Origin of the sequence: Nostoc sp. DedQUE09 (assembly GCF_034530915.1) — a bacterium.
Lineage (GTDB): Bacteria > Cyanobacteriota > Cyanobacteriia > Cyanobacteriales > Nostocaceae > Nostoc.
Genome location: NZ_JAVRCE010000057.1, coordinates 1 through 22,623, shown reverse-complemented (window position 1 = coordinate 22,623; position 22,623 = coordinate 1). Strand labels below are relative to the sequence as shown.

Annotated in this window: 17 protein-coding genes; 9 read left to right on the top strand and 8 right to left on the bottom strand. The window is 40.8% G+C overall.

The annotated features are described in order from the left end of the window. Positions 1 to 331 precede the first annotated feature (331 nt). The 3 genes from RMY27_RS27170 to crtO all read left to right on the top strand — a co-directional run bounded on the left by RMY27_RS27170 (position 332) and on the right by crtO (position 4,369). On the top strand, positions 332 to 1,708 hold the full coding sequence (locus RMY27_RS27170) for a cytochrome P450 (protein ID WP_322667968.1): 1,377 nt from the start codon (positions 332 to 334) through the stop codon (positions 1,706 to 1,708). A 102-nt stretch (positions 1,709 to 1,810) separates the two neighbouring features. Beyond that, positions 1,811 to 2,569, top strand: a complete 759-nt coding sequence (locus tag RMY27_RS27165; RefSeq protein WP_322667967.1) for a DUF2993 domain-containing protein — start codon at positions 1,811 to 1,813, stop codon at positions 2,567 to 2,569. Between the two features lie 105 nt (positions 2,570 to 2,674). Continuing rightward, positions 2,675 to 4,369 (top strand): beta-carotene ketolase CrtO, encoded by a 1,695-nt coding sequence (gene crtO / locus RMY27_RS27160; protein ID WP_322667966.1) that lies wholly within the window; start codon positions 2,675 to 2,677, stop codon positions 4,367 to 4,369. 85 nt (positions 4,370 to 4,454) lie between these two features. Here crtO and RMY27_RS27155 read toward each other — a convergent pair whose 3' ends face one another. Then, positions 4,455 to 6,191, bottom strand: coding sequence for a trypsin-like serine protease (locus tag RMY27_RS27155; RefSeq protein WP_322667965.1), 1,737 nt, complete (start codon positions 6,189 to 6,191; stop codon positions 4,455 to 4,457). Positions 6,192 to 6,819: 628 nt separating this feature from the next. Between RMY27_RS27155 and RMY27_RS27150 the strand changes: the two genes are divergently transcribed. Then, the gene (locus tag RMY27_RS27150; RefSeq protein WP_322667964.1) at positions 6,820 to 7,563 is read left to right on the top strand and encodes a tetratricopeptide repeat protein; all 744 of its coding nucleotides are present in this window, start codon (positions 6,820 to 6,822) and stop codon (positions 7,561 to 7,563) included. 169 nt (positions 7,564 to 7,732) lie between these two features. Then, positions 7,733 to 9,244 carry a tetratricopeptide repeat-containing serine protease family protein gene (locus RMY27_RS27145; protein ID WP_322667963.1) on the top strand — a complete coding sequence of 504 codons (1,512 nt, stop codon included), beginning with the start codon at positions 7,733 to 7,735 and terminating at the stop codon, positions 9,242 to 9,244. A 31-nt stretch (positions 9,245 to 9,275) separates the two neighbouring features. Here RMY27_RS27145 and RMY27_RS27140 read toward each other — a convergent pair whose 3' ends face one another. Beyond that, positions 9,276 to 9,893: a COP23 domain-containing protein gene (locus RMY27_RS27140; RefSeq protein WP_322667962.1), complete on the bottom strand. Its 618-nt coding sequence runs from the start codon at positions 9,891 to 9,893 to the stop codon at positions 9,276 to 9,278. Between the two features lie 167 nt (positions 9,894 to 10,060). On the opposite strand from RMY27_RS27140, the gene RMY27_RS27135 reads away from it, so the two are divergent. Further along, entirely contained in the window at positions 10,061 to 10,933 is an 873-nt protein-coding gene (locus tag RMY27_RS27135) for an NAD(P)-dependent oxidoreductase (protein ID WP_322667961.1), read from the top strand. 126 nt (positions 10,934 to 11,059) lie between these two features. Here RMY27_RS27135 and RMY27_RS27130 read toward each other — a convergent pair whose 3' ends face one another. Then, positions 11,060 to 11,221 (bottom strand): hypothetical protein, encoded by a 162-nt coding sequence (locus tag RMY27_RS27130; RefSeq protein ID WP_322667960.1) that lies wholly within the window; start codon positions 11,219 to 11,221, stop codon positions 11,060 to 11,062. Positions 11,222 to 11,522: 301 nt separating this feature from the next. Between RMY27_RS27130 and RMY27_RS27125 the strand changes: the two genes are divergently transcribed. Both RMY27_RS27125 and RMY27_RS27120 read left to right on the top strand, forming a co-directional pair. Next, positions 11,523 to 12,071, top strand: coding sequence for a PEP-CTERM sorting domain-containing protein (locus RMY27_RS27125; protein ID WP_322667959.1), 549 nt, complete (start codon positions 11,523 to 11,525; stop codon positions 12,069 to 12,071). Between the two features lie 326 nt (positions 12,072 to 12,397). Then, positions 12,398 to 14,014, top strand: coding sequence for an alkaline phosphatase (locus tag RMY27_RS27120; protein WP_322667958.1), 1,617 nt, complete (start codon positions 12,398 to 12,400; stop codon positions 14,012 to 14,014). A gap of 385 nt (positions 14,015 to 14,399) precedes the next feature. Here RMY27_RS27120 and gcvP read toward each other — a convergent pair whose 3' ends face one another. The 3 genes from gcvP to gcvT form a co-directional block, all read right to left on the bottom strand. Next, positions 14,400 to 17,312, bottom strand: coding sequence for an aminomethyl-transferring glycine dehydrogenase (gcvP, locus tag RMY27_RS27115; protein WP_322667957.1), 2,913 nt, complete (start codon positions 17,310 to 17,312; stop codon positions 14,400 to 14,402). Positions 17,313 to 17,577: 265 nt separating this feature from the next. Then, a complete protein-coding gene (gene gcvH / locus RMY27_RS27110) occupies positions 17,578 to 17,967 on the bottom strand; it encodes a glycine cleavage system protein GcvH (RefSeq protein ID WP_289797706.1) in 390 nt (129 codons plus the stop codon). A 125-nt stretch (positions 17,968 to 18,092) separates the two neighbouring features. Then, entirely contained in the window at positions 18,093 to 19,229 is a 1,137-nt protein-coding gene (gene gcvT, locus RMY27_RS27105; RefSeq protein WP_322667956.1) for a glycine cleavage system aminomethyltransferase GcvT, read from the bottom strand. 271 nt (positions 19,230 to 19,500) lie between these two features. Here gcvT and RMY27_RS27100 point away from each other — a divergent pair, with 271 nt between their 5' ends. Then, positions 19,501 to 19,998: a pentapeptide repeat-containing protein gene (locus tag RMY27_RS27100; protein WP_322667955.1), complete on the top strand. Its 498-nt coding sequence runs from the start codon at positions 19,501 to 19,503 to the stop codon at positions 19,996 to 19,998. A 168-nt stretch (positions 19,999 to 20,166) separates the two neighbouring features. Here RMY27_RS27100 and RMY27_RS27095 read toward each other — a convergent pair whose 3' ends face one another. Together RMY27_RS27095 and RMY27_RS27090 are read right to left on the bottom strand one after the other, a co-directional pair. Beyond that, positions 20,167 to 21,936 (bottom strand): tetratricopeptide repeat protein, encoded by a 1,770-nt coding sequence (locus RMY27_RS27095; protein WP_322667954.1) that lies wholly within the window; start codon positions 21,934 to 21,936, stop codon positions 20,167 to 20,169. Positions 21,937 to 22,305: 369 nt separating this feature from the next. Continuing rightward, the gene (locus RMY27_RS27090; RefSeq protein ID WP_322667953.1) at positions 22,306 to 22,533 is read right to left on the bottom strand and encodes a hypothetical protein; all 228 of its coding nucleotides are present in this window, start codon (positions 22,531 to 22,533) and stop codon (positions 22,306 to 22,308) included. Between the last annotated feature and the right edge of the window lie 90 nt (positions 22,534 to 22,623).

Sequence of the window (22,623 nt, the reverse complement as noted above, 5' to 3'; positions counted from 1 at the left end):
TAAGACTGAGATTATACACCAAGACAAGGCATTTTGATATCACCAAAAGACGTAATTTTAATAGGTTTATCCTAAAATAATTGAGTAAGTTTTTTCTGTAAATGCATTTAAAAATTCAGAAAAAATATTATTATTAGGTTTGTGAAAATTAATGATGATTAATTACCACTACGGTTCACTAAGTGGTAGGTAACTCCCGGCTATCCCCTGAAAATATTAAAAAAGTTTGCTCTAATTGCATCTTTTTAAGGAACGTTAGGAGAATTAAGCCTTAACCCAAGCGAATTGAATTATTTGCGCTTTCTTAAATCCTAAAAGTATCGAATAAACAATGAAACTATTTGATAATCTCCGCACACCAGCATTGCTACAAACTCTGCAATTAATTGCCGAACCAACAAAGTTTTTAGAAAATAATGCAGCTAAGTATGATGATATTTTTACAGTAAAGGTAATGGGTTTAAAGTCACCACCAATAGTATTTTTTAGCCATCCCCAAGCAATTAGTGATTGTTTTGCCATACCTGCACAAAAATTAGATTTTAAGAAAGCAACCCATGTATTTAAACCCTTGTTTGGAGAGAATTCTCTTGTATTTCAAGAAGCGCGATCGCACCAACAACAACGGCAGCTATTACTCCCAGCATTTCATGGCGATAATTTAAAATCTTATGGACAAGCGATTTGTCAAATTACTGAACAGCTTACACAAAATTGGACATCAGGTACAGATATTTGTATACACAAATTAATGTCAAATATCACTTTAGAAATTATCTTACAAGTGGTATTTGGGATTACTCATGGTGTGCGTTACCAACAATTAAAAGAACAATTAAGTTCTTTATTAGAAGACGTAACTAAACCTTGGTATTCCAGCTTGTTTTTCTTTCCTTTGCTGCAACAAGATTTAGGTGCATGGAGTCCTTGGGGGATTTTCCTCAAAAGACGAAACCAAATTGACAAACTCATCTATGCAGAAATTTCTGAAAGACGTTGGCAAAATGATACTGCGCGTACAGATATTCTCAGTCTGCTGATGTCAGCGCGTGACATAAATGGACAACAGATGACAGATGAGGAATTACGCGATCAACTAGTTTCATTACTGCTGTTGGGTTACGAAACTACATCTGGTGTATTAGCCTGGATATTTTATTTAATTCACTCTCACCCAGAGGTTAAATATCGGCTAATGCAAGAACTAAACACCTTGGAGAATCTCACAAATCCTGAAACAATTGCCCAATTACCTTATCTCACCGCCGTCTGTCAAGAAACACTGCGAATTCATCCTATTGCTTTAATTTGCACACCGCGGATGGTAAAAGATAGCGTGGAAATTATGGGGCATAAATTTACATCAGAAACAGTTTTAGTTCCTTGTATTTATTTAGCACATCGCCGAACGGACACTTACCCAGAACCAGAAAAGTTTCGTCCAGAAAGATTCCTCAACCAAAAATTTTCACCTTACGAATTTTTACCCTTCGGAGGAGGTTATCGCGGTTGCATTGGTGCTGCATTTTCCATGTATGAACTAAAATTAGTAACAGCGATAATATTATCGCATTTTGAACTAAATCTTACCGATAAACGTCCAGTGCATCCAGTGCGCCGTGGTATTACAATTGTCCCTAGCGGTGGTGTAAAAATGATTGTTACCAAAAAAGCAAAACTTAAAAGACAAACAATACTTTCTACTTGATTACTCAATCCTCCTATTTACATATACCTCAATATAGATCCGCTCATTAGCATCTAGCCTTTACAGTAACTAGTAAGACGACATTTATAAGGTTACTATTTTATGCCTGATGAGCATCGGTTAGAGGAAAAATTTTTATCCCAGGAAGCTGAAAGAAGAATATCTGAAAAGCTAGATGATGCAGAAAAAATAGAAATAGATGTACAAACCGATCTTTTTAAAATAGTTCAGGGACAGGCGGATGGAGTTTCGGTTGCAGGACAAGGATTAACGATCGAAAAAGACGTTCGCGTACAGGAAATAAAACTGCAAACAGATAGTATTAATATCAATCCATTAAGCGCCCTTTTTGGCCAAATAGAATTCAATGAGCCAGTAAATGCCATTGCTCGTATTCTACTTACAGAAGTAGATATGAACCGCACTTTGGCATCAGACTTTGTTCGCAGCAAGATGCAAGATTTTGATTTGGATGTAGATGGCAGAATTGTGAGTTTTGAGGCACAAAAAATTGAAATATTTTTACCTGGTGATGGCAAAATAGAATGTAGGGGAAGAGTACTGTTAAAGGAAAAAGGAAATACTCGCCCTTTAGCTTACACTGCGATCGCACATCCACGCACTCATTCACAACCCGCGATGCTAGAGAGTTTTAACTGCACTGAGGGAGGCGGGATTTCCATAGAAGTAGTTACAGCTTTAATGCAAAAAGCCAAAGAATTGATGAGTATACCATATTTTAAATGGGAAGATATGGTGTTTCATATTAAAGATATAAAAGTAGAAACTGGTAGTTTAATACTTCTGGTAGAAACTCAAGTGAAGCAAATACCATCATCCTCAGATATGTTATCTCCTTAGTAGGATTGACAATAAAAAAAGATAATTTTTGTAACTGACGGATGATGTCAATTTAACAAAAGTTTTTTATTATTTGGAAAGCTACTAAATTTCAAAAAAACAATTATGCAAGAGTATGATGTTGTGCTAATCGGTGCTGGGCACAATGGGCTAGTTTGTGCAGCTTATTTGCTAAAAGCTGGTTATAGCGTCCTGTTACTGGAAAAGCGTTCTGTTCCAGGTGGCGCAGCAACAACTGAAGAATGTTTACCGCAAGAAGCTCCTGGATTTAAATTTAACTTATGTGCTATTGACCATGAATTTATTCACTTAGGGCCAGTTGTTGAAGAATTAGAACTAGAAAAATACGGCTTGCATTATTTGGAGTGCGATCCGGTTGTTTTCTGTCCTCATCCTGATGGCAAGTATTTCTTAGGACATAAGTCAGTGGAAAAGACTTGTGCAGAAATCGCTCGTTACAGTGAACGTGATGCCAAAAAATACGCCGAATTTGTAGACTATTGGCAGCGAGCGATCGGTGCAATGGTTCCTATGTTTAATGCACCGCCAAAGTCAATTATAGATATCGTGGGCAACTACGATATCAAAAAAATCAAAGATTTATTCTCAGTTATTGGTTCTCCAAACAAAACGCTGGACTTTATTCGCACGATGTTAACCAGCGCTGAGGATTTACTTAACGAATGGTTTGATGAAGAATTTCTGAAAGCGCCACTAGCCAGATTAGCAGCAGAACTTGGTGCGCCGCCATCCCAAAAAACCCTTGCCATTGGTGCAATTATGATGGCAATGCGTCATAATCCGGGGATGGCCAGACCTCGCGGCGGAACTGGCGCACTTGTGCAAGCTTTAGTGAATTTAGTCACAAGTAAAGGTGGCGTTATTCTCACAGATCAGCATGTTGAAAAAGTTTTAATTGATGATGGCAAAGCTGTAGGTGTGCGCGTTGCTGGGGGAAAAGAATATCGCGCTAAATACGGGGTTATTTCTAATATTGATGCCAAGCGGTTATTTTTGCAAATGACTGATAAGAGCGATATTGATGGAGCCGACCCAAATTTATGGGAAAGATTAGAACGCCGCATCGTTAACAACAACGAAACCATCCTCAAAATAGATTTGGCTTTAAACGAACCACTTCACTTTCCTCACCACGACCACAAAGATGAATATCTAGTCGGATCTATCTTGATTGCAGATTCCGTGGCTCATGTAGAAGAGGCACATAGTAAATGTACCTTGGGAGAGATTCCTGATGCTAACCCATCAATGTATGTAGTGATGCCTAGCTTCTTAGACCCCACATTAGCACCACCAGGTAAGCACACCGTATGGATTGAGTATTTTGCTCCTTATCAAATTGCTGGTGCAGAAGGCACTGGTTTAAAAGGTACTGGTTGGACAGATGAATTGAAAAACAAAGTTGCAGATAGGGTAATTGATAAGTTGGCAGATTATGCACCCAATGTCAAAAATGCAACTATTGCCCGTCGTGTAGAAAGTCCAGCCGAACTAGGAGAAAGATTAGGTGCGTACAAAGGTAATTATTACCATGTTGACATGACCCTAGATCAGATGGTATTTTTCCGTCCCTTGCCAGAAATAGCGAACTACAAAACGCCAATTGACAATTTATTTTTGACTGGTGCTGGGACTCATCCAGGTGGTTCAATTTCAGGAATGCCGGGACGCAATTGTGCGCGGGCATTTTTGCAGGCAAAACACCCGATTAGCCAAACTTTGAAGGATGCGCGGGATTCGATTAAGTCCACTGTCGAGTCAGTGTTTGGCATTAATTAAGCGTTGCGCAGATAAAATAGAGTAATACAGTTCAGATAAACCCAAAACCCTCATGTAGAGACGCGATTTATCGCGTCTTGATTTATCAGGCAATCACGAAAATATCTGCATTAGTCATGGCTAGACCTATTGCTAGTTGAGCAATTTGGATTTGACCGGATAAGCCTGTACCATCAGCATCAAAGAAGAAACCCCCTGTATTATTGTTGTAGATAAAGCGATCGCTGCTATCTTCTGCTACTGAACCGATAAAAAATTGCGTGGCTTGAAGTACACCCTCACTAAGTCCAGCTCCAAACCCTATTTGAGAAACATAAATTGTGTCATCTAAGGACGAAAAATCTGTAATATTATTAATACCCTCAGAAAGAGTATTAATAGTAAAAACATCAGATCCAGTTCCTCCTGTTAGTGTATCGTTACCTAAACCTCCAACGAAAGTATCGTTACCACTTCCCCCTATAAGGATGTCATTGCTATTTTCACCATTTAGCTGGTTATTACTAGTATTACCAGTTCCATTAATATTGGCTGTACCTGTAGTGAGATTTTCTTCACGGCCTGTTAAAGGAGAGCTAAGAGTTGATGAAATGGTCACAGGTAATATCGAAGTGGGCGTACTATTGGCAACAGTAAGTAAAGTCCTAAATACCTTTTGGTTGCTGCTTAGACTTTCATCAAACTCTTGGATTGAATTAGTTGGATCTAGAAATGAAATAACGTAGTAATTTCCAATTGGGATATTAGGAAACGCACCGTTCCAAGTCGCTGTTCCCGAATTGAATGGATTAATCGAAGAAATAGTTGTATTACCAATTAAGTAATGAGAGCCAATACTATTAGTGACATTGGTATCAGTAGAAGCGTAAAAAGAAACCGAGAAATTACCTGTCGCGGCTGTACCATTGTTGCGAGGATAGACCGTGATACTGAAATTTTCCCCATTTTTAATAGTGTTATTACTAAAACTTCCAAGAGTTGTGTTAAACCACACATCAGAATCTACTAAATCAGCTTTGTCAGTGGGTTTGCGTGTAGCAGTATCTTCGTCGATCCAGTTTTGAATCTCATTATATCGAGTGCTTGTAATTCGGGCGAACTCGTTGTAAAGCGGAGTTTGGTTGGTGGTTGTCTCATTTGAAGCTACTCCATAAATAGTCGGTTCATTTGTGTTGGAATTATTAAGCCAGAGAGGGCCTCCACTATTTCCAGGTAAGATATCTAGCTCATTACTACGCAAGATCGAGTCAGTTGTACTTGTGATTTTTCCACTCTGAGTCCACATATCATAGTTGTCAAACTTACCATCGCTATTGGAATCAAACTTATCAGAAGAGTATCCAGTGACATTCATTAAAGTTCCACTGCTGAGATTATCGTCATATCCATAGTTAAACCAGCCAGTGAAGTTTCCAATATTGCGGTCAAGAGTAACCAATCCTATATCGTATTGAAAAGTTTCGCTTTTAGTTTGATCTCCTTGAGTCCATCCTTCAAAAGAACGTGTATAAACAGATTTGGCTTCACTATAGTATTCATAGTCAGCTCGGTTTGTACCAGCAATGATATTTCCTTTAGAACCAAGCATCACCTCAATTCTATCTGCCCAACCCCCATATCTCGTGTCATACACACAGTGTCCTGCTGTTAAAAAGTGGTAAGGACTAATCATGGCACCAGAACCGTTAATGATAATATCATCAGCAGTATCAATAACCCCATCTGGGCCTTTCCAACGTATTCTCATCTTTCCTATAGCACTAAACGGAAAAGTTGTGGTGTTGCTAACTTTTGTCCGACCATCAGGGGAGAAAACAGACATAGTTTTAGATCGTTAATAGAAAATAATGAATACAAAATATATAAATTTAATGCCAGAAATTATTTCATTTCATTAGCAATTCGCCAGAAATTTATATGAAAAATATTTCCGAGAACTATGTTTTTAATTAAAATTAAATCTATAAATTGCCATAGTTTTAATATAAATTGTATCTACGATTTATCAAGAATTCTATTTTGTTTGAAGAAAAAGTAAAACTAATTAATAGAGATAAAAGTTGGAAAAATTAGGGATTCTGATATTACTTCCATCCTCATACCTTTGCTCCTGGCTGATTTATACCGTCGGCATTGGCGGATTGAAGAAGGTTTTTATCAAGGTGAATTACTACACAAGTACGATGTTTACAACAAGTCCCAGCTAGGCAATATATATAGCAACACAAATAATTGTTTTTTGAGTAAAGTAGATTCTAAGCGATTGCTTTATATGTATTTACTATGATAGTATTATACACGCTTGATTTTAATAAAGTTTTATGCATCCTCAACAAGAGTCTTTATGAAAATAAATATAAGTAAATTAATGGGTAAAAAGTAGTGTATTTTGATAATACTCAAAAAACTAACAAATTTTAACATCATCTAATAATTTTTGTAGGTACAGCATGGTTTTTCGGCACTGCTTCGTTGCATCTGGCTTGATAACTTTCTTGGCATTTGGCTGTAGTGGTGGGGCAAACTCATCGGCAGAAAATACTACACAGGTTGTCCAAGAAAGCAATGTAACCCAACTTTTCATAGAAGCGAAGGCTACGCAAAAAGCAGAAGATTACTTTCATCAAGGCAATAATTTATTAGATAGACAAAATTATGAAGATGCCATAAAAGCTTATGATAAAGCGATCGCCATCAAATTTGAGAGTCCTGAAGCTTGGATTAACCGTGGCATAGCCTTAACATCGTTGCAACGCTACCAAGACGCTCTTGCATCCTACGATCGAGCGATCGCCATCAAACCCGACAAAGATGAAGCCTGGTATAATCGTGGCATCGCCTTAACATCGTTACAACGCTACAAAGACGCTATTGCATCTTACGACAAAGCGATCGCCATCCAACCCGACAAATATGAAGCCTTAATTAACCGAGGCATTGCTCTGACAAAGCTGCACCGTTACCAAGATGCGATCGCGTCTTATAATAGAGCGATCGCCATCAAGCAAGATTTGCACCAAGCATATTACAATAAAGCTTGCTCTTATGCTTTACAAAGCAATCTAGAATTAGCAATTGAGAACCTAGACAAAGCAATCAAACTTGTTCCCGATAAATACAAAAAACTAGCAAAAACTGACCCAGACTTTAGTAAAGTACGTAGTCAAAAGCAGTTTCAGGAATTACTACAATAGTATTTAGTAATCATTACTGGGCGTAAAATTAAAGTCCAAGTCCACTATATTCCTGTTCATACCCTTTGTAGCAGCGATTTTAATCGTCCGGTGCAAAATGTAAGATCAATTACTTTAAAATAAAAGACAAGTCAAAATGAGTTAAACCATTAAATTATACAGGTACGGTATGATACCTTGGTATTGGTATGCTACCTTTGGTTTTGTCGCTTTATCTCTTATCAGCTGTAACAGCCGCAAAACACCTGGAGAGATTGCCAAAGCAGCGCAAGAAAGTGTGGTTTTAATCAACTATGCAGATAAACCAGGACAAGGTACAGGATTTTTTGTGCCGGGAAAAAACAAAGAAGTTTGTACCGTACTTACGGCGCGTCACGTAGTACCACCCAGCGCCAAATTAAAATTGCAAACCAACGACCAAAAAATCTGGACAGTAACAGATATCACACGCTTTCCCCAGCAAGATTTAGCTGTAGTGACATTTAAACCTGATGGTGGAACCTGTCTTTATAAAGCCCTTCCCTTGGGTGATTCTGACAAAGTGAGTCTGGGAGATAGTATCTACATCACTGGTTTTCCTGGTAATAGTTTAAAGAGACAATTTATTGTCGGTACAGTATCATCAATTGACAGCCTAACCGATGGCTATGGAATTTCCTACAGTGCAACAACCGCAGGAGGGATGAGTGGGGGCCCGGCGATGAATGCAGTAGGAGAAGTGATTGCAGTGCATGGGCTTACCGAATTAGAACTTACTAGACAAGCCGAACTTAAAGGTGAAACACCACCACCACAACAGCAGTCTACAACAATTGCTAATTCACAACCTGGTGATGGCACTTTCAAATGGGGTATCCCGATTAATACATATTTGACTGAAGTTGTGAAGCAAGCTGAGATTACCCAAAAGTCGGAAGATTTTTTGAATGAAGGCAATGATTACTTTGTCAAGCAAAAGTATAAAGAAGCGATCGCATCTTATGATCAAGCAGTTGCCATCAAATCTGACTACTATGAAGCTTTGCTTTATCGAGGTAGTACTTTAAATAAGTTGCAAAGATATTCCGAGGCGATTGCATCTTATGATAAAGCGGTTGCTATCAAACCTGACTACCATGAAGCTTGGTATAGCCGAGGTAATTCCCTATATAGCTTGCAACGGTATTCTGAGGCGATCGCATCTTATGATAAAGCGGTTGCCATCAAATCTGACTACCAGGACGCTTGGTATAACCGAGGTATTTCCCTAGATAATTTGCAACGGTATTCTGAGGCGATCGCATCTTATGATAAAGCGATTGCCATCAAACCTGACGACCATGAAGCTTGGAATAACCGAGGTCTTTCCCTAAAGAACTTGCAACGGTATTCTGAAGCGATCGCATCTTATGATAAAGCGGTTGCCATCAAACCTGACAAGCATGAAACTTGGCATAGTCGAGGTGTTTCTCTAGAGAAGTTGCAACGTTATTCTGAGGCGCTTGTATCCTATGAGAAAGTGATCGCTATCAAACCTGACTATTATTACGCTTGGATTGGCCGTGGGACGGCACTATGGAATTTAAAACAGTATGATGAAGCGCTCAAATCATACGACAAAGCGATTAGTATCAAACCTGATTATCAATTAGCGATTGATAATCGCAAGAGTTTGCTGAAGCTGCTTGGGCGGTCAAATTAGACGTAAATTTAAGCCTAAAAATAAATTAATGTTATTTAATAGCAGTTGAGCCAGCCTTGATATCCTCAGCTGCCAGATAGTTTTCAAAATTAACCTCAGAAGATTTAGCAGTAACAGTAGAAGTACTTGCAGAAGCAGAACCTTGTTCAACAGTAGTACCATTTTTCAAAGCCTCTGTCATCCGTCGCAGCGAGTCGTAGCCATCAGCATTAACTTTGAGAGTCACCAACAGATTGCAATTGTTGCGGTCTAGCTTGGTATTGACGCAGATTACAGATTGGCTGGGTGTTTTTGGGTCAAGACGATAACTCAAACCAATTAAACCATCTTGGCGAAAGTTTTCTAATCGTTGAGCAATTACATCGCAGCGTTTTTGTGTATCCCAGTCATCACCAAAGCTGTTAACCATCCTTAGCCAAGGCTTTTTGCCTCGGTCGTTACGATACATCACTGTCCACACTTCACCGCCGTTTTGTGTATCAGGTTGTAAAGCACAAGAAAAGCGGTCTTTTGAACCGAAGCCTGGTGTTTCTGGAGTCCAGCCAGTAGCAACAAGGTATGCCAAAGCTAAACCAGCAACACTCGCCACTGCACCAATAAAGCCAATAGTCAAATTCACTCCGTCAAATATATTTTTATTTTTAGACATAGAACCTGCCCTCAATTCCCCGTAAAGTGCTGGCATTATTAAAATACATCACCTACACAACAAATTACGGAAAGAATTTTAAAGTAATTGCGATCGCAATAAAAACACAGGTTAATATATCTACAAATAAATGAATTATCAAATATAACTTTAGCTTTACATAAAACATGAAAAAATTATTAATCACCGGGGCAAGTGGCTTTTTAGGATGGCATCTTTGCCAGCTTGCAAAACAAGAATGGGAGATTTATGGCACTTATTTATCCCATTCCTTAGAGATTCCTGGCATAAAAATTTTAAAAGCGAACTTAACCAATTTTCAGGAATTAAAACGTATCTTTAATGATGTCAAACCAGAAGCAGTTATTCATACTGCTGCACATTCACAACCAAATTTTTGTCAAACCAACCCCAAAGAATCACACGCAATTAATGTTATTGCATCCGGCAATATTGCCGGACTTTGCGCGGATAACTCCATTCCTTGTGCTTTTACTTCAACCGACTTAGTTTTTGATGGCTTAAATGCCCCATATCAAGAAACAGATGCCGTGTGCCCTGTCAATCTTTACGGTGAGCAAAAGGCGATCGCAGAAGCAGATATGCTAGAAAGGTATTCTATGACCGCAGTGTGTCGGATGCCCTTGATGTTTGGCGCAGCAACACCCACAGCTAAAAGCTTTATTCAGCCATTTATTCAGACTTTACAAGCCGAAAAAGAACTAAGTTTATTTATAGATGAATTTCGCACACCAGTAAGTGGAACAACCGCTGCCAAAGGGCTTTTATTAGCATTAGAAAAAGTTAACGGCATCATTCACTTAGGTGGCAAAGAGCGGATTTCGCGTTATGATTTTGGACAGATATTAGTGGAAGTATTTCAACTTCCTAGTACTGGTCTGAAATCCTGCCGACAACAAGATGTGAAAATGGCAGCACCTAGACCAACAGATGTTTCTTTAGATAGTTCTAAAGCATTTTCATTGGGATATCAGCCTTTATCTGTAAGGGAAGAATTAGAGGCAATACAATTCAGTTAAGACTAAGTGTTAAAACTAAAAACAGGAATAGACTATTTTGGAATGCGATTACCTCTGGTACACTACGCGTAGGTATCGCAACGGAAAAACCTGTTTTATTGAGAATTCAGTAATGTAATTGATAATTTAACCCCGATCTGACAAAATCACGTTACTCCCTTCTTTAACAGTCAAGCGATGGGTTTCTCCCACTTTCTCGCCTCCTAAATGAGAATTATTCTTGTAAAAGTGAAAATTTAATTTCGTGAAAGTCATATCTGATTGCATTCCACTCTCATTCAGGCTCATTACTATTTATTTAGATGTGCTTGCCCTATAGTTATCGGCTAATTTTTTAGTTAGCAAACTTAAATTAAATTTTATTTTTACCTTTGATTAAAGTTTGCTTAAACTCCTAATTTTAAAATGGGGTGTCTCAAAACAATTTGGGCAGTTGTTTGCTTCTTATTGAAAAAGAGAAAAATATTGATTTCATAACTGGCTCTAACGGTTATGAATTTCAATTGGGAAAATAAGTAAGTTAGATAAAAGCTATTTTTGTAGCTTGTAATTGCATTGCTTACAGAAGTTGATGGTAAGGTAAATTGAGATGAAATTGGTTCCAAATTTATTGGTTGCTGCTACTATTACTTTAGGTTTTGCTACCGTAGATGTAAAATCTGCATCTGCTGCAATTCTTAATTATGCTTTCACCGTTGATAGTCCATTAACAAAGGGGAATGGCTTTTTTAGCTTTGATGACTCAACCTTCAGCAATGACTATAATCCCGAAGCTTCCATTAAGTCACTTGCTTTCAACTTTGATGGCGATTCTACCATTTACACTGAACAAGATGATGCAAATTATCCAGATTTTCCTCTTGTTTTTAAAACCACATCTTTAACAGGGCAAACTTATTTTGGATTAGATTATCAGTTTAATGATAAAGCTAATCCTTCAAGTTCTATCAGTTATGAAATTATTGGTGAGGATTTTACAATTTACTCTAAAACTTCTCCCAATGCTGAACTTATATCAGGTACAGTTTCTTATAGACAAGTACCTGAACCTACACCTTTAGTTGGTGTTCTTTTTGCTTGTAGCCTTGGCTCAATCATGAAGAGAAAGGTAGCATCAATGAAAAAGATTAAAATCTAATCTTGGTTAAGTTGATATTAACAATTTCTTTGCCAAGGATTAATCTCTTATTAGTAGTCTTGGATGGGGGGAAACAACATCTGACACATTGATAGTAGAGGCAAAAATTGGAAGTTAATATCTGATTTTGATAATATCAATTCTCTATGAAGCTGCACATTATGAACCCTCCCAGCCTCTCCTTAACAAGGGTGGTGGGGTTATTTGTATGGGTCTTAATAAAGAATTGCTATAAGGGAATAATTACGAAATTTTCCTACAATTACTCCACTATCTTTGTGTTAGCTGTTCTGTACTTTAACTGACCTGTTAGCCAGGAGTAGAGAATGGTAGATTACCGGAATTTTGAGCAGTTCCTGCACAGTCGAATTAAACGACGCAACTTAATTATTGGGGCAGGAGCATTATCTGGTTTAGCGATCGCTAACCAATTTTCTTCTCAAAGAGCGATGTCTGCCGACAAGCCGCTAGGCGTCTACGCTAGAAGCAGATTTTCCAATTATCCTTTCACTTTAGGTGTAGCATCTGGTGAACCCTATCCTACCAGCGTAGTGATTTGGACTCGTCTGGCTCCTGAACCCTTAAACGGAGGTGGAATGCCACCTGTGAATGTGCCAATTCGCTGGGAAGTAGCAACCGATCCAGATATGAGACGTATTGTCTCTAGAGGTACGGTACTGGCAACTCCAGAACTAGCTCATTCAGTTCGAGTTATCGTAGAAGGACTGCAATCTGATACTTGGTACTGGTATCGCTTTCTTGTCGGTCAAGACGCTAGCCCCATTGGTCGTACTCGTACAGCACCTTTAGCAAATAGCTACTTAAGCAAATTTAACTTTGGACTTGTCTCTTGCCAAAACTATCAGCAGGGATTTTATACCGCCTACAAATATCTAGCACAAGAAGACCTCGATTTAGTAGTGCATGTTGGCGATTACATCTATGAAGGGGGAATCTCAAACAATGGCCCCAGACAGCACAACAGTGAAGAAATTGTGACTTTGGAAGATTACCGCAACCGTCACGCCCTCTATAAAACCGATACCAATCTGCAAGCAGCTCATGCAGCGTTTCCCTGGATTGTTACCTGGGATGACCATGAGGTAGAAAACAACTACGCCAACAACATCTCACAAGTTGATACTGAACCAGATCAGGAGCGGGCAATTTTCCTCCAACGGCGGGCTATTGCTTATCAGGCTTACTACGAACACATGCCACTACGCCCCTTCTCGCGTCCCGTTGGTCCCGATATGCAACTTTACCGTCGGCTCTCCTTTGGTAACTTAGCCACCTTCCATGTTTTAGATACCCGCCAATATCGAACTGATCAGCCCTGTGGTGATGGCACTAAAGAACGTTGCCCAGAAAACTTAGATCCGAATGCAACGATTATCGGTCAAGCACAGGAGAATTGGTTATTTGATGGTTTAAATAATTCACAGTCCAAGTGGAATGTTTTGGCGCAGCAGGTTCCAATTGCTCAAAGAGACATGAAACCAGGAGAAGGCGGAACTTACAGCATGGATAAATGGGATGGTTATGTGGCTTCGCGCGATCGCCTCATGGCTTTCCTCGGACAGCGCCAGCCTTCTAATCCAGTATCCTTGGCAGGTGATGTGCATTCCCACTGGGCAATGAATCTAAAGGCTAACTTTGCTCAGCCAGAATCGGCCACACTTGGCAGTGAATTCGTCTGTTCCTCAATTAGCTCCGGTGGCGATGGATTGGATACTAGCCCAGCAGTTGAAGCTTACTTACCCGATAACCCACACATTAAGTTCTTCAATAATCAGCGGGGATATGTTCGCTTTGCTTTGACTCCCACAACCTGGAAGTCAGATTATCTAGTTTTATCAAAAGTCACAACCCCAAATGGCACTATTAGTAAGCGGGCTTCATTTGTGGTTGAAGATGGTCGTCCAGAAATACAACAAGCTTAATCGTTTAATTCCCAGGTATTGAGACCAGACAATCACAGATAGAAACAAGTAAATACTGATGATTTAACTGTTTCTATCTGTGTTTTCATTTTCAGAATTTATATCTGACTTTTCACGGGATCTGGAAAACCCCGCTTCCATTCCTCTCTTCTACACCTGTCAGGGCTGGGGGGGTTAGGTTTTCCGTTGGCTTTTCCACATGACGTGAAAACTCAGAATTTAGATACGTTTGTTCTGCAAAGATAAGGAAAAAATGCTTAGGGACTTCCAGCGAATAAAAATACCCCATCGTCGGGATGCACATCTGTATGCCCCTACTGTATTGCAATTAGAGGAGTTAGGAGTTTTAATTCTTAACTCATAACTCCTAACTCTTCACTTCAGTTTAATAAGCATCCATTGGTAAACAAGAGCAAACAAAATTCCTGTCGCCAAAGGCTGCATCAATGCGACCAACAGCTGGCCAGAATTTATACTCACGAGTCCAAGGCGCAGGGTAGGCAGCTTGTTCGCGAGAATAAGGATGCTGCCATTCTCCAGTGATGAGACTTTCGGCAGTGTGGGGTGCGTTCTTCAAAACATTATCTTGGATATCCACCTTGCCAACTTCTATTTGGGCAATTTCTTGGCGAATAGAAATCAACGCATCACAGAAACGATCCAACTCTTGCTTAGATTCACTTTCTGTAGGTTCCACCATGATTGTACCCCCTACAGGCCAGGAGACAGTCGGTGCATGGAAACCATAATCTATGAGACGCTTGGCGACATCATCGATTTCGATCGCAGCTGATTTTTTGAGCGATCGCAAATCTAAAATACATTCATGGGCAACTAGACCATTTTTCCCCTGATATAAAACGGGATAATACGATTCCAGTTTCTTGGCAATGTAATTAGCGTTGAGAATCGCCACCTTAGTAGCTTCGGTTAAACCATCTGCACCCATCATGGCGATGTACATCCAAGAAATCACCAAGATACTAGCACTACCCCAAGGCGCAGCAGCAACCGCACCAATATTTGAGTGCTGAGTTGAGTCGTTGATAGTAACAACAGGATGTCCGGGGAGAAAAGGCACAAGATGAGAAGCAACGCCAATGGGCCCCATACCAGGACCACCGCCACCATGAGGAATACAGAAGGTTTTGTGCAGATTCAAGTGACAGACATCGGCGCCAATATCTCCAGGACGGCAAATTCCCACTTGGGCGTTCATATTTGCACCATCCATGTAAACTTGTCCACCATGACTATGGACAACAGCGCAGATTTCCTGAATTGGTTCTTCAAAGACACCGTGAGTTGAGGGATATGTCACCATTAAGGCGGCTAATTCATTGCTGTGTTTTTCTGCCTTAGCCTTCAGGTCATCAACGTCAATATTACCTTGTGAGTCACAGGCAACAGCCACCACCTTCATCCCACACATCACCGCACTCGCTGGGTTTGTCCCGTGCGCCGAAGTGGGAATTAAACAAACGTTGCGATGTGCTTCGCCCCGATTTTCGTGATACTGACGAATTACTAAAAGTCCCGCGTATTCGCCCTGAGAACCAGCATTTGGTTGTAGAGAAATTCCCGCAAAACCGGTAATTTCAGCTAACCATGCCTCAAGTTGCTGGAATAGGATTTGATAACCTTGCGTTTGCGACGCCGGGGCAAATGGATGAATCTTGCCAAACTCCTCCCAGCTTACCGGAATCATCTCAGCAGTTGCATTCAACTTCATTGTGCAAGAACCCAAAGGAATCATCGATGTTGTTAGCGACAAGTCCTTGCTTTCAAGTTTGTGCAGATAGCGCAACAACTCAGTTTCTGAGTGATAGCGGTTAAAAACTGGGTGAGTGAGATATGTACTTGTACGGGAGAGAGGAAGATGTGAGGATGAGGAAGAAGTTAATTCTTCTAAAGTGAAGGGTAAATCATCTGTACCAGCGAAAATCTGCCAGAGGTCGATTAAATCTTTTGGTGTAGTAGTTTCATCCAGCGAAATACCAACAGTAGTTGCATCAAAAACCCGCAGGTTAATTTGAAGTTGTTCGCTAGCTGCCAGAATATCTTTTAAATTGCGTCTTCCCAGTTCTACTCGCAGCGTATCAAAGAAATCTTTGGAACTGATGCTGTAACCCAAACGTTTCAGTCCTTCTGCCAATAACACCGTCAAAGAGTGGATATTTTCGGCAATTTGCTTCAGTCCAGCAGGGCCATGATAGACAGCGTACATACTCGCCATTACCGCCAACAGCACCTGTGCAGTACAGATATTACTAGTAGCTTTTTCGCGGCGGATGTGCTGTTCACGGGTTTGTAAGGCGAGACGTAATGCAAGCTTACCTTGGGCATCTTTTGATACACCCACAATTCGCCCTGGAACCAGCCGTTTATACTCTTCCTTGGTAGCAAAGTATGCCGCATGAGGCCCACCGAACCCCAACGGAATACCGAACCGCTGAGTGCTTCCCACAGCAATATCAGCGCCAAATTCCCCAGGAGGGGTCAGCAAAGTTAAACTTAAAGGGTCTGCTGCTACCGTCACCAATGCACCCTTAGCATGGGCTTTTTCGATAAAAGCGCGGTAGTCGTAAATAGTGCCATCACTTGCAGGGTATTGCAGAACAGCCCCAAAAATTGCTCGATCAAAATCAAATGTTTGATGATCGCCAACAATAATCTTAATCCCTAATGGTTGAGCGCGTGTTTGCAACACATCAATGGTTTGGGGATGGCAATTACTAGAGACAAAATAGGCATTTGCCTGATTTTTGGAGACACCATAGCTTAGACTCATTGCTTCAGCTGCTGCTGTGGCTTCATCAAGTAATGAAGCATTGGCAATTTCTAAACCTGTGAGGTCGATAATCAGGGTTTGAAAATTCAGCAGCGCTTCTAGTCGCCCTTGGGCAATTTCTGGCTGATAGGGAGTGTAGGCAGTATACCAACCGGGGTTTTCTAGTATGTTACGCCCAATCACAGGTGGGGTAATACTGTCGTAATAGCCCATACCAATGTATGAACGGAAAACCTGATTTTTGGCAGCAACTTTTTTTAACAATGCCAGTGCTGCATACTCACTTTCTGCTGCTGGTAATTTTAGCGGTTGCTTCAGCCGAATTGCCTGTGGAACTGTTTGGTCGATTAGAGCATCCAGGCTGGGAAACCCCAAAACCTTAAGCATAAGTTGGATGTCATCAGAGTTAGGGCCAATGTGTCTTGGCACAAAACTACTTAACTTTTGACTTTTTTCGTCCAGCACTTGCTGCTCATTAGACTTGAGAATAGGGGCGTTCAATACCACAAATTACTCTCCAGATGGTACTATTATCATATTTTGCAATAAATACTCTTAAACTGGGGGCTGAAGACTGGCGATTTGGAAGATATTGGATAGGTGAATAAGAGTAATTATTAATTACCTTCTCCACTCACCTACTCCCTTACTCTTCCAATCAGCACTCAGCACTCAGCACTCAGCACTCAGCACTTAGCACTTAGCACTCAGCACTTAGCACTCAGCACTCAGCACTCAGCACTTAGCACTCAGCACTCAGCACTCAGCACTCCTACTCCCCTTCTACTTGGGCGCGATACTCATCTGCTGTCAAGGCATCTTCAACTTCGCCAGGGTCATTGACGCGCACTTTCAAAAACCATCCTTCCCCGTAAGGGTCTTCTGACACTTCTTCGGGAGAACTAATTAGGGCTTCATTCCGTTCTATAACGGTGCCTGTCACTGGTGAATTCAGTTCCTCAACGGCTTTCACTGATTCAATGGTGCCAAAGTTTTCTCCCCTGGTAAGAGCATCGCCAATTTCTGGTAGTTCCAAAAAGACGATATCACCCAATTCATGTACGGCAAACTCAGTAATGCCAATGGTGGCAATTTCACCATCTATTCGCACGTATTCATGAGAATCCAGGTATCTGAAATCTTGAGGATATTCAAAAGACATATCACTTCCTCTCCCTTATTAAAAAAATTATTGCCCCAATAGTTATCCAAGCCATATTTGGTAATGAACCTGACTGTAGAATGAATAACTCACAACACATTATTCCTCAAAAACCTCAGCGCTTATCAGTTGGCAACACGATTTTTTGACCGATAAAAGGGACGTTTAACTACAACTGCTGGATAAACTTTGCCGCGAATTTCGATTTCTAGCTGCTGACCAACAGTTGCTAGCTGGGTCGGAACGTAGCCTAATGCAACAGGATAACCAAGTGTAGGTGACAGGGTGCCACTAGTAACTTCTCCCACAACTTTACCTGTGGATAAAACTTGATAGCCATGACGGGCAATGTTGCGTCCTTGGGTTTGCAAACCTACCAATCGGCGCTGCACTCCCTTGGCTTTTTGCTCTGCTAAAACTTCCCGACCAATAAAATCGCCTTTGGTATCTAAGTGAACTAGCCACCCTAAACCTGCTTCTAAAGGTGTGGTGGTTTCATCGATATCTTGTCCGTAAAGTGCCATCGCTGCTTCTAGGCGCAGAGTGTCTCTGGCACCGAGTCCACAGGGGATAACACCACTTTTATGGAGACTTCGCCACAATTCTACTCCCACATCCGGGTCTACCATCACCTCAAAGCCATCTTCCCCGGTGTAACCTGTGCGGGCTAGGAAGGCAGGTTTACCTAGTAGAGTTGCTTCTAAATGTCCAAAGGCTTTGATTGGTTGTAAGTCTTCTTTTACTAATGGCTGGAGATATTTAATCGCTTTTGGCCCTTGCACGGCAATTAAGACTTTATCTGGTGAAAGGTCTTGGAATTGCAACTTATCTAGGTCAAGGTGTTGCAATAGCCATGCTTTATCTTTACCAGAGGTTGCCGCATTGACTATGATGAATGCCTTTTGTATACCACTGGTGTCTTCACCTTGATAATAAACAATGATGTCGTCAATAATTCCCGCTTGGGGATTTAACAATACGGTGTATTGTGCTTGACCAGCTTGCAAACGACTCAAGTCAGAAGGTACTAGTGGCTGGAGTTGGGAAATCAGGTTTTTACCTTGAAGGGTAAATTTGCCCATGTGGGAAATATCGAACATTCCGGCTGTATTTCTTACAGCCTCGTGTTCGCGGCTAATTCCACTAAATTGCACAGGCATTTCCCAGCCGCCAAAGCTGGTAAGGCGTGCTTTAAGTTCTACACCCAGTTGATATAAAGGGGTTCGCGCCAGAGATTGGGCGTTGTCTTCTTGATTAGCCACAGGTAATTATTGCGTAGATGCGGAGCAACTTGCCGTTAGGCATCGCACCTCAACATCTATCATCCTACGAGATGCTTTCTGGTTTTACAGTCTTTATGTATTGAATTGGTTATGGGGCAGAGAGGCAAAGGAGAAAGACTTACTACTACTAATTCTCCCCTGCTCCCCTGCTCCCCTGCTCCCCTGCTCTCCACTCCCCCATCCCCTTTGTCCCCTTCTGTAAGGTTTAATAGTTAATAGTAGAAGTGTTGAGATTTATTAAGAAGAGATTATGAAATATTGGCAACTGTTAGCTAGCTTTGTCTTAGCTATGGTTCTTTTTTTGTTTCCCCTATCGGCACAAGCTGCAAGTTCTTCTAGTATTACCCGTTCTGTAGGTAATGATGAACTCAAGGGCAAGGATTACTCTGGCCAAAGTTTAATTGGTACTGAGTTTACCAATCTCAAATTAGAGAATGCTAATTTTACCAATGCTGACTTACGTGGTGGCGTATTTAACGGTAGCGTATTGGAGGGAGTAAATCTGCATGGTGCTGATTTTAGTGAAGGCATAGCCTATCTAACAAGGTTTAAGGATGCTGATTTAAGTGATGCTGTGTTGACTGATGCGATGATGCTGCGTTCTACTTTTGATGGCGTGGATGTCACCGGTACTGATTTTACGAATGCAATTTTAGATGGAATACAAGTGAAAAAGCTTTGTGTTAAAGCAAGTGGTGTAAATTCTAAAACTGGTGTGGAAACTCGCAAGTCTCTAGGATGTAAGTAAATCCTAATCCCTCTTCGCTAGTGGAGAGGGGTATATTTTTTTAACGAATTACGAACTTGTACTGAACGTAGCCGTTGGCGTGGTCACTGAGCGTAGTCGTTCGCGCAGCGTCTCGTAGAGAAGTGCAGCCTCTCCAAGAGTTGTATTACTAATTACGCGCAGCGATCGCTAATGATATGCTTCTCTTAAAAAGCTGGCATAATTTGCCCGAACCGTCATAGTTGTCGGATGACTTATACCTAAAGTCCGTTCACAAATTTTCAAAGCTTTCTCAAATAAGGGTTTGGCTTTCCTGTAGCGTCTTGTATGACGGTAGAGTGCTGCTAGATTGTTCAGGCTAATGGCGACATCGGGATGGTTATTTCCCAGCAGGCGTTTACTCAGTTCTAAAGCTTGCTCATACAAAGGTTCGGCTTGTTTATAACTTCCTGTAGATTCGTAAAGTTGTGCTAAATTGTTCAGGCTGGTGGCAACATCGGCATGGTTATCTCCCAGTAGGCGTTTTCTCAGTTTTAATGCTTGCTTGAACAAGGGTTCGGCTTCGCTGTAGCGTTTTGTATAACAGTACAATGCTCCTAAATTGTTCAGACTCGTGGCAACATGGGGATGTTCTTCTCCCACTAGGCGTTTCCACAGTTCTAAAGCTTGCTGATACAAAGGTTCGGCTTCGCTATAGCGTCCTGTATATTCGTAGATTAATCCTAAATAGCTCAGGCTAGTGGCGACATCGGTATGTTCTTCTCCTAGCAGGCGTTTTCTCAGTGTTAAAGCTTGTTCAAGCAAGGGTTCGGCTTCCCTGTAGCGTCCTGTAGTTTCGTAGAGTACTGCTAAATTGTTCAAACTAGTGGCGACATGGATATGTTCTAAACCAAGACGATTTTGAGTTAGTTCTACACACCGTTGCAACCAAGGTTCTGCTTGCTGATAAAGTCCTTGACTTTGATAAAACCAGGCTAATTTGGTAAACAGAGTGATTAGATTGTCATCGCCTAGATATTCGGATAGGTGGGTTGCAACTTCTGTAATGTGCGGGATATGTGGAGTGAGGTTGAGAATGTCTTCAGAGTTAAGCTGTTGCGGAATTAGCTTTGCTACCTCTAACATCATGGCTGCAAATTTAGTTTTTGCTTCATCCGCCTGACTTGATTTATCCAACTTCATTCGGAAAAGTTGCCGAATCTGTGGATTTAGAAGATAAATTCCTTTATTTTTCTGTTGTAATAAATGTAATTCTAGTAAATCGGCTATGGCTTTTTTGTTGAGTTCTTGTTTTTTGTCATCTTCTATTGTCTCAACAGATAGGGGAATGTCAGCGAAAGCACACAAACTTAGCAAACAGCCAAAGTTTTGGGCATTCTCATCCAACAGTTCCCAACTCAATTCAAAAGCTTCAAATATACCGTATTCATCAGGCATCAATGAGTTAGCATTGACTACTGGTTCATGTTCCACTCGTTTCTTCTCTAGCCGCTTCAGCAGTGTTTCCAGAGACAAATCTGGCATCTTATCCAAATATCGTCCCACTAACTCTAACGCTAAAGGTAAATATCCTAAAAACTTACAAATTATTCTCGCAACCCAAGCTTCTTGTTGCAGTCGTTCTCGAACCACTAGCGATTTGAATAATTTCATCGCTGCCAATGGTTTGAGGACAGCCAATTCGCTATTATTATATTTTGCGCTCAGGTAAGCTTGTAACTTTTCTAGTTTGTCTCGATTGTTGAAAGTCGCTAACTCAGGATTATTCTGGGCAAACTTGTCATATACCTCACCCACCCACTTTGTGAAAGCGGCAATATCAACGTTTAATTCGCTGGCAAGTTTAGCTTTAGTTTTACTTAAGTTTTCTGTCTGAAAATATTTTGTAAAAGCTGCCGTTTGCTCTAGAGATAAGCGATTATTAGCAGCTTCTTTGGCTAGAAAATTAGCCCATTGCATAAGTTGTGAAGTTTATTTTTATTGTAGCTTTGTCTCCATTGGAAAATATTCTCTCTTTGGGGTAAAAATATCATTTGTATAAAAATATTTAAGCCTAGTGGCTTGCCTTTAAGTATCGCCATTTGAGCCTCTTTCTGAAGTTCAAGTTTCAAGTTTTGTACCCAAAATGGGTAGGCGATATCTACGACGGTCTACGTCTACGTACTTTTTTATTTAGTATGAGAATCAAACGGCAGTCGCAGAGAGGGAAAAAAGAAAGAGAGAAAAGGAAGCAAAAGCTATTTTAAGTTAAAAGTGGTGGCGATCGCTATTCTCCTGCTTGAAGTTTTCAGTAAATTTACCAAACTATCGGATAACCACAAACCAGCGTCACGCAAAGCTTGAATTCCAGGAGATATGCTTGGGATTATTCCTTCCACGTCTTTTTGCTAATATCAGCAAGCCTCCGGTTCTGATGGTAGTAATACCTAAAGCTTGACCACAACGCCGTGCTGCTCTATCGTCAACAATAGCGGCACAGTCGGAATTTTTTAGTGCCAAACTCAATACTTGTGATTCTCCCTTTCCCAAATCCCAAGCTGCTACGATTTCTTGCAAAAGTCGGGGTAAAGGGGAAGGTGGGGCCCCCTCTGGGGCAGGGCTGTTTCATTCCCTAAAACAGGTAAAATTGCAAGGGTTGAGGGGATA